Annotated in this window: 11 protein-coding genes; 8 read left to right on the forward strand and 3 right to left on the reverse strand. The window is 73.6% G+C overall.

Features of this window, described 5'->3' with window-relative positions; translation table 11 throughout:
- Positions 1-349 (reverse strand): MFS transporter (locus ACXJKL_RS09260; protein ID WP_457206775.1); only part of this gene is annotated, 349 nt, incomplete at its 3' end.
- Positions 350-490: 141 nt separating this feature from the next.
- Here ACXJKL_RS09260 and ACXJKL_RS09265 point away from each other — a divergent pair.
- The 3 genes from ACXJKL_RS09265 to ACXJKL_RS09275 all read left to right on the forward strand — a co-directional run bounded on the left by ACXJKL_RS09265 (position 491) and on the right by ACXJKL_RS09275 (position 3,076).
- Positions 491-760 (forward strand): hypothetical protein, encoded by a 270-nt coding sequence (locus ACXJKL_RS09265; protein WP_457206776.1) that lies wholly within the window; start codon positions 491-493, stop codon positions 758-760.
- A gap of 34 nt (positions 761-794) precedes the next feature.
- Entirely contained in the window at positions 795-1,601 is an 807-nt protein-coding gene (locus ACXJKL_RS09270) for a thioesterase family protein (RefSeq protein WP_457206777.1), read from the forward strand.
- Positions 1,602-1,741: 140 nt separating this feature from the next.
- Positions 1,742-3,076: an alkaline phosphatase PhoX gene (locus ACXJKL_RS09275; RefSeq protein WP_457206778.1), complete on the forward strand. Its 1,335-nt coding sequence runs from the start codon at positions 1,742-1,744 to the stop codon at positions 3,074-3,076.
- A 16-nt stretch (positions 3,077-3,092) separates the two neighbouring features.
- Here the strand turns inward: ACXJKL_RS09275 and ACXJKL_RS09280 are convergent, their stop codons facing one another.
- Positions 3,093-3,560, reverse strand: coding sequence for a CBS domain-containing protein (locus ACXJKL_RS09280; RefSeq protein ID WP_457206779.1), 468 nt, complete (start codon positions 3,558-3,560; stop codon positions 3,093-3,095).
- Complete coding sequence (locus ACXJKL_RS09285; RefSeq protein ID WP_457206780.1) at positions 3,548-4,732, reverse strand: hypothetical protein; 1,185 nt, start codon at positions 4,730-4,732, stop codon at positions 3,548-3,550. The genes ACXJKL_RS09280 and ACXJKL_RS09285 overlap by 13 nt, the downstream gene beginning before the upstream one ends.
- A 77-nt stretch (positions 4,733-4,809) precedes the next feature.
- Between ACXJKL_RS09285 and ACXJKL_RS09290 the strand changes: the two genes are divergently transcribed.
- The 5 genes from ACXJKL_RS09290 to ACXJKL_RS09310 are packed head-to-tail and all read left to right on the forward strand — an operon-like array spanning position 4,810 to position 7,778.
- Positions 4,810-5,223, forward strand: coding sequence for a (deoxy)nucleoside triphosphate pyrophosphohydrolase (locus ACXJKL_RS09290; protein ID WP_457206781.1), 414 nt, complete (start codon positions 4,810-4,812; stop codon positions 5,221-5,223).
- Positions 5,220-5,504, forward strand: a complete 285-nt coding sequence (locus ACXJKL_RS09295) for a hypothetical protein (protein ID WP_457206782.1) — start codon at positions 5,220-5,222, stop codon at positions 5,502-5,504. Before ACXJKL_RS09290 ends, ACXJKL_RS09295 begins: the two co-directional genes overlap by 4 nt.
- The gene (locus ACXJKL_RS09300; RefSeq protein ID WP_457206783.1) at positions 5,497-6,507 is read left to right on the forward strand and encodes a DMT family transporter; all 1,011 of its coding nucleotides are present in this window, start codon (positions 5,497-5,499) and stop codon (positions 6,505-6,507) included. Before ACXJKL_RS09295 ends, ACXJKL_RS09300 begins: the two co-directional genes overlap by 8 nt.
- Positions 6,504-7,409 carry an N-acetyl-1-D-myo-inositol-2-amino-2-deoxy-alpha-D-glucopyranoside deacetylase gene (gene mshB, locus ACXJKL_RS09305; RefSeq protein ID WP_457206784.1) on the forward strand — a complete coding sequence of 302 codons (906 nt, stop codon included), beginning with the start codon at positions 6,504-6,506 and terminating at the stop codon, positions 7,407-7,409. The genes ACXJKL_RS09300 and mshB overlap by 4 nt, the downstream gene beginning before the upstream one ends.
- Positions 7,410-7,412: 3 nt before the next feature.
- Positions 7,413-7,778 (forward strand): DUF6113 family protein, encoded by a 366-nt coding sequence (locus ACXJKL_RS09310; protein WP_457206785.1) that lies wholly within the window; start codon positions 7,413-7,415, stop codon positions 7,776-7,778.
- Positions 7,779-7,872 lie beyond the last annotated feature (94 nt).

Below are 7,872 nucleotides of genomic sequence, written 5' to 3' on the forward strand. Positions count from 1 at the left end.
GCGCCGTCCAGGACGGGGCGACCGCGCAGCCGACCGCGCACAGGGTCGAGAGCAGCAGGGAGAGGTGGATGAGGCGGGTCCGCCCGACCACGTCCGACAGCGGCCCCACCACCAGGAGCGCGACGCCCAGCGACACCGTGGCCAGCGACAGGGTCAGGGTCGCCTCGGTCGAGGACACGTCGAAGCGGTCCGCCAGGGCCGGCAGGATCGCCTGCGTGCTGTAGAGCAGCTCGAAGGTCGCGAGACCCGCCGCGAAGAGCGCGACGACCACTCGCCGGTAGTCGGTCGAGCCGGGCAGGTGTCCCTCGTGCGTCGTGGCGGGCGGCGAGGAGGCGACGGGTGGGGACATGACCCCGCGAGTCTGTGCGCAGGCGAGCCGCGACCTCAAGTCGGACCCCCGTCGAGGCGTCCAAGGTCACACTCCTCAGGACTTGGATCGTTCCAATCCAGTGCTCACACTGGAGGGACGACCACGAGAAGAGGACCCGAGATGACCCGCCTGATCGACGAGCTCAACGCCCTGCACGCGTCGTACGTCGACGCCATCAACGCCGCCGTCTCCCACGACGACGTCACCACCGCTGCCGACCTGGCCGCCGACTACGACCGTGACGCGATCCTGCTGATGGCCGAGCGCGAGGGCCGCCAGGACCTGCTGCCGCTCTTCGGCCTCGACGCCGACGGGGGCCGCGTCACCGTCCAGCGAGACACCCCGCTGCGTCGGCTCGTCCAGCGCGTCGCCGCACTGCGCGCCGCCTGACCCGCCCCCGCACGTCCCTGAGAGGATCGCGCTCATGGGACACGAGTGGGACGCACACACCGCGGTCGAGGCCACGCCCGACGGCTTCTCCGCCGAGCTCGACCCGGGCTGGGTCGTCGGCGGGGGAGTCAACGGCGGCTACCTGCTGGGCGTGATCGGGCGCGCGATCGGCGAGACGGTCCCGGCCAAGCCCGACCCGATCGCGGTCAGCGCCTTCTACGTCTCGGCCTCGCGCCCCGGCCCCGCCACGGTCCGCACCCGGGTGGTGCGTGACGGCGGCAGCACCGCCACCGTGGCCGCCGAGCTCGTCCAGGGCGAGGACACCCGCATCACCGCCCTCGCGACGTACGGCGACCTGTCCCGGCTGTCCGACGACGTGCGCACCACGGCGGTCGAGCCCGACCTGCCGCCGATCGAGGAGTGCTTCGCCGCCTCCTCGGCGCCCGGCACGGCGCACCAGGTCCCACCGCTCATGCGGCGCTTCGACATGCGATTCGACCCGGCCAGCGCCGGCTGGGCCATCGGTCGACCGAGCGGTCGCGGGCTGATGCAGGCGTGGTTCCGGCTGGCCGACGGACGCGACCCCGACCCGGTACAGCTGCTCATGGTGCTCGACGCACTGCCCCCGGTGACCTTCGATCTCGGGCACCCGGGCTGGGCGCCCACCCTCGAGCTGACCGCCCACGTGCGGGCCGTTCCCGCGCCGGGGTGGCTCAAGGTGTCCCACCGCACGCGCAACGTCGCCGGCGGCATGTTCGAGGAGGACTGCGAGGTCTGGGACTCCGCGGGGCGGCTCGTCGCCCAGAGCCGGCAGCTCGCGCGGTTCCCCCGCCCGGCCTGAGGACCGCTGGTGGCCGGCCCGACGGCAGCTCGCCGTCGCCCCTGTTGCGACGACGCCTCACGGGGTTAACGTCGCAAGGAGCAGACCAGCACCCGGGCCGCTGGCCCGTTTCTGACCACGTCGCGGAAGGGGCAGGGACGATGAGGAACAAGATGCTGGTGGTGGCGACGGCCGCCACCACCGTGTTCACCCTCGGGACGGGCGCCGGTGGTGCCGTGGCAGGGGGGACGGGGCACGCGCACGCCGGGTTCGACCCAGGCCCGGTGCTGGCGGACCCGGGCGGCGTGATCGACCTGCCGTCGGGCTACTCCTACGACGTGCTGGCGCGCGACTGCGTCGACGAGGTGACCTCGACGGAGTCCGGCGCCACCTTCGCGATGCCGAGCGACTTCGACAACAACGAGCTGGTGCGCGGCGCGCATGGCCAGGTGCAGCTGCTGACCGCCCATGAGCTGACCAGGCCGGTCGCCGGCGACTACCAGGGCGACGCGGACAAGTGCGCCGTACCGGAGCAGGCGACCGCCGACGACGGCGACAGTGACGGCTGGGGGTCGGTCTCGCGGCTCACCCTGGGGAGGGACGGCACCACGGTGACCGACAGCGAGCTGATCGCGACGGGTCTGCACAACCTCTGCGCCGGCGCCCGGACCCCGTGGGGCACCGTCCTCGTCAACGAGGAGTTCCCCTTCGTCAGCGACCCCGAGCAGCGCTCCGGCTGGGTCTGGGAGATCGACCCGCAGACGGGCGCCGAGACCAGGCTGACCGGGATGGGTCGCTTCAGCCACGAGCAGGAAGCCCGCTCGCAGGGCGCCTGGTACCTCACCGACGACCGCGGGAACTTCCAGTACCTCTACAAGTTCGTCCCGCGCCGGCAGCACGACCTGACCTCCGGCCAGCTGTACGGCCTGGACTTCGACCGCRCGACGAACACCGGCACCTGGGTGACGCTGGACGACCCTGCCAACGCCGAGGCCGAGATGGTCGCCAAGGTCGGCCCTCCTGACGCGACCAACTCGTTCTCGAAGCACGAGGGAATCATCAAGGCCCAGCGCGGCCACGGACTGATCTTCGCCGAGTCGGCCTCGGGCAGCGACCCGGGCCGGGTGTGGCAGCTGACGGACGACCACGAGGGCGTCACCGGCGAGGTCCTCGTCGAGGGTGACTTCGCGACGATGAGCCGGCCCGACAACGTGCGCTACGACCACTCGGGCAACCTCTACGTGTTCGAGGACAACGGCAGCGCGCTCGACAATCCGGCCACCGGAGGCAACAACGAGGTCTACGTCCTGCCCCCGGGGAGGTCCGGCACCGAGAACCTGGTCCACCTCGCCACCGTCGGCGGTGGGGGCGAGGGCACCGGGCCGGTCTTCTCCGCCAACGGCAAGCTGCTCTACCTGTCCATCCAGGACCAGGAGCAGGCGGACGGCTCCGACAGCCGGGTGGTCGCGGTCCACGTGCCCGTCGCCAGGGGCTGAGGTGCAGCGCGGTCGCTCAGCGACCGATCTGGTGCACCCGGTCGTGCACTCCGCCGTGCTCGAGGGCCCGGGCCCGCACGTCGTCGTCACTGCAGAACCCGTCGAGGGTGCGCTTGAGGCACAGCAGCCCGACCAGCCGACCGGTGCCGTCGACGACGGCCAGCCGCCGCGTCTGCCGCTGCCTCATGAGGTCGAGGGCCTCCTCGAGATCGTGCTCCGGCCCGATCGTGCGTCCGGCGAGCGTCGCCGCGCCGAGGGCCGGGGCCGCGGCGTCGGTCACGGACGAGAGGTCGTCCCGCGCCAGGGTCCCGTGCAGCACGCCGTCGCGGGTCAGCAGCAGCATGTGCACGTGCGAGTCGGTGAACGCCTCGTGCGCCCCGGCCACGGTCAGGTCGGGGTCGTGCGTCCACGGGGCCGTGACCATCGCGTCGCTCGCGGTGCACGACTCGGCCGGGTGCCGGGCCTCGCTGGTCAATCGAACCACCGGCGGTCCATGGCCACGATCCAGCGCCGGCGCGGGTGCTCGGTGACGCACCAGATGCGGTCGGTCGAGGGCCAGTAGGAGAGGTCCTCGGGACCCATCGGCACCGCCCAGCGGCGTACCCGCATCGCACCGGGCTGGCCGGCGGCCACCGTCCCGGGCATCCAGGGCCCGTGCGACACGCTCACGTGGTAGCGACCGCCCGCGATGACGGCCCCCTGCATCTGCCGCACGCCCCCCTCGTCGATGGCCAGCGGGCGGGAGAAGCCGTCCGCGCCGGTCTCGAGCTGCCAGGTCGCGGCGTCCAGCGGGTAGCGCGCCAGCCGGGTGGTCGCGTCGGGGTCGTGGGCGTACTCGCCGGCCACGAGCGCCGGGGGGTCCGAGCGTCGGTCGAGGGACATGAAGGAGTAGCGCAGCTTCTCGTGGCCCTCGTCGGTGAACGCCTGGTACGTCGAGCGCACCGGCAGCACGTAGCGGTGACCGAACGACGCCACCCGGGTGCCGTCGACGCCGAGCTCGTCTGGACGCTCGTCGTCGCCCGGCACCCGCATGATGTCGTCGACCCGCGCGGTCACGAAGCCCCGGCCGGTGGCGGCGATGTGCAGCCACGGCCCGGCCCAGACGATGCCGCCGGCGTGGATGTTCATCGGCCGCAGCTGGAGGGTGCCGGTCTTGTCGAGCACCGGGACCACCAGCAGGACGTGGCGGTACTCCAGGGTGTCGAGGTCGATGAAGGTCACCCGGGAGCCGCGCTTGATGCCGTCCCTGCCCGTGGAGTACCAGGTGGTGACCAGCACCCTGCGTCCGTCACTGCCGCCGTCGACCCCGCCGACGAGCTCGGTGTCGGAGGCGTCGGCGCTGGTGGAGATGCCCTGGGGGTACCAGTTCTCGTCGCGCTCGTCGTAGGCGTCCCAGGCCCATGCCTGCCGCACGGCCCGGCCGAGCAGCCGCGGCACCACCCGGGCCCGGCGCATCCGGTACTTCAGGTCGCCCAGCAGCCCGTCGAGCCCTGCTGGCTCGCCGAGCACCGCGGCCAGGGCCTCGATCTCGCGGGCGTTCTCGTCGGTGCGCTGGAGGTGCACGCCCTCGACGTACGGGCGGGTCGCCTCGTCGGATCCGGAGGAGCCGGTCAGGTCGACCCCGGTCGGGGGAGTGGGGTCGCCGGCTTCACGCATGCCCCCACCGTAATCGCGCCTCGGAGCGGGCCGGGTGCTGGATCGCGGCCCGGACCTCCGCGACTAGGGTCGGCGCCGTGACCGACCAGCCGCGCGTGCCCGTCGTCGGTGCCGCCATCCTCCGGGACGGACGAGTGCTGGCGGCCCGCCGTACGACGCCCCCCGAGGCCGCGGGCCGGTGGGAGCTCCCCGGCGGCAAGGTCGAGCCCGGGGAGACGGCCGACTCCGCGCTGGTCCGCGAGGTCGCCGAGGAGCTGGGCTGCACCGTCGTGGTCACCGCGTGGCTGCCGGGGGCCGCCGCGATCGGGGAGACCCATGAGCTCCGTGTCGCGACGGCCGACCTGGTGGACGGCGAGCCCGAGCCGACCGAGCACGACCTGCTGCGCTGGCTGGGCGCCGACGAGCTCGACGACGTCGACTGGCTGGAGCCCGACCGTCCGTTCCTCGCGGCGCTGGCTGCGATGCTGCCGGCTGGCAGGATGCAACGGTGAGGGCCATCTTCTTCGACGAGGACGACGCACGCGCGGTCGCGGCGCATCTGCTCCGCGACGGCTTCGAGGCCGATGTGGCCCGCGAGCGCCTGGCCGGTGAGGACGACGACGAGGGCCACCCGTGGGCCGTGGTGTCCGACGCCCCGGACTTCATGGTCGAGCTGCTGGTCGACGAGCACGACGGGTGGCTCGACGGCGAGGACACCGCGGCCCGGCCCGCGTTGCCGCCGCTGGACCTGCCGGCCGCCCCGAAGCGGATCAAGCGACCCGACGGTGACTGACCCGTCGTCCGGCCCTGCGTCCGGCCCGTCCTCCGGACCCGCGTCCAGCCCCGCGAGCGACCCTGCGGGCGCGCCGGGGGCGGGCGGCGCCCGCCCCCCGGTCGGGACCCTGCCGCTCGTCCCCGCCGCCGCCTTCGTGCTGGTGTGGTCCTCGGGCTACATCTCGGGCCCCTACGGCGTGGAGCACGTCGCACCGTTCACCCTGCTGGCCCTGCGGTTCGCCCTCGCCGCCGCGATCGCCCTGGTGGTGGCGCGGCTCCTCCGTGGGCCGCTGCGCATCGACCGGGCGGACCTGGGCCGGATCTCGCTCACCGGGCTGGCCATGAACGCCGTCCAGTTCGGCGCGATGTACCTCGCCTTCGACGCCGGCCTCGGCGCCACCCTCGCCTCCCTGCTGCACGCCCTCACCCCCGTGCTCACCGCTGTCCTGGCCGCCGCCCTGCYCAAGGAGCGGCTCTCGCCGAGGCAGGTGGTCGGCCTGGCGATCGGAGTGGCCGGGGTCGTGCTCGTCCTGGGTCCCGACATCGACAAGGCGGGCGGCCCGGCGGCGGTGGCCCTCGGCGTCTTCGGCGCGATCACCCTGAGCCTGGGCACCCTCGGGCAGCGCTGGATCGGCCACGCCCCCGACCCGTGGTGGTCGGCCGCCATCCAGTTCACGGTGTCCGTGCCACCGCTGGCCCTCCTGGCCCTCGCCCTGGAGGGCACCCACGCCGTGAGCGACCCGGTGCGGGGCGGGCTCACCGTCCTGTTCCTGGCGGTCGTCAACTCGATCATCGGCCTCCTGCTGCTGGGCAAGCTCGTGCGGGCCGGGGGAGCGGGCGCCGGCGCCTCCCTGTTCTTCCTGTCCCCGCCGGTCACCGCCGTGCTGGCCTGGCTGGTCCTCGGTGAGACCCTCACGCCGCTGGAGCTGGTGGGTCTGGTCGTGGCCGTGGTCGGCGTCGCTCTGGGCACCGGCAGCATCCCGCGGGGCCGCCGCAGGCCCCCGCCTAGGCTGGAGCCATGAGCCCAGACCAGCGCCTGCTCCTGGTGCACGCGCACCCGGACGACGAGACCATCAACAACGGCGCCACCATGGCCAAGTACGTCGCGGAGGGTCGGGGCGTCACCGTGGTGACCTGCACCGCCGGTGAGATGGGCGAGGTACTGGTCCCCGACCTCGAGCACCTCGCCTACGACAAGGACGGTGGGCTCGGAGAGCGCCGCAAGGGCGAGATCGCCGAGGCGATGGCCGCCCTCGGCGTCACCGACCACCGGTGGCTGGGAGGCTTCGGGGCGTTCCACGACTCCGGGATGGCGTGGCACCCGGACGGCCACGCCATGGCGGCCGCGGTCGTGCCGGACAACGCCTTCTGGAACGCAGACCTCCGCGAGGCCGCCGACGCGCTGGTGCGGATCATCCGCGACGTCCGCCCGCAGGTGCTCGTGACGTACGACGAGTTCGGCGGCTACGGCCACCCCGACCACATCCAGGCGCACCGCGTCGCGACGTACGCCGCCGCGCTCGCGGCCGTGTCGGCGTACAAGCGCGACCTCGGCGAGCCGCACGACGTCGCCAAGGTCTACTGGTGCGCGATGAGCGAGAACCGGATGCGCGACAGCCTGCGCCAGATGCGGGCGGCGGGTGACACCACCAGCTTCGAGGGCATGGACCCCGAGGGCGATCTCGGCCCGTTCGTCACCGCCGACGACCTGATCACGGCCCGCGTCGACGGCCAGGCGTACGCCGCGCAGAAGATGGACGCCCTCAAGCTCCACCGCACGCAGGTCGACCCCGACGGCCCGTTCTTCGCCGGCGCCGAGTCCGGCCACGCGTTCTGGGGCGACGAGTACTACGTCCTGGCCAAGGGCGTGCGGGGTCCCGCCGGCGAGGACGGCTTCGAGGCCGACCTCTTCGCCGGGCTCTGAGGGGTGCGCCTCGTCCGCCGGGGCGGGTGCGCCGTCGGGCTGCTGCTCGTCGGAGCCGCCGGTGGGCTGGCCGCCGTGCTGCTCCACCAGCGCGGGTGGGGGCTGGCCCTCGGTCTGGCCGCCGCGGCCGCGGTGGCCTTCGCCCTGCCGCGCGGCTGGTGGTCGCGGCTGGCGTTCGCGCTCGGCTGGATGGGCGCCGTGGCGTACGCCGTGGTGCCGCGGCCGGAGGGTGACTACCTGATCCCCGCGAACGCCTCGGGGTACGCGCTGCTGGCCGGCTCGTTCGTGGTCCTGCTGGTGGCGCTGGCCACCAGCGGTCCCACTCGCCGCCCGGGTGACGATCCCGGGGAATCGCCGGCCCCGACCTAGGATGCGGGCGTGTCGTTCCTCCCCGCTTCCGACGTCGACGACCGTCCCGACACCAGGGACAGGGCCGGTGGGACGGTCGTGCTCTGGCTGCTCC

Source organism: Nocardioides sp. P5_C9_2 (assembly GCF_054049555.1).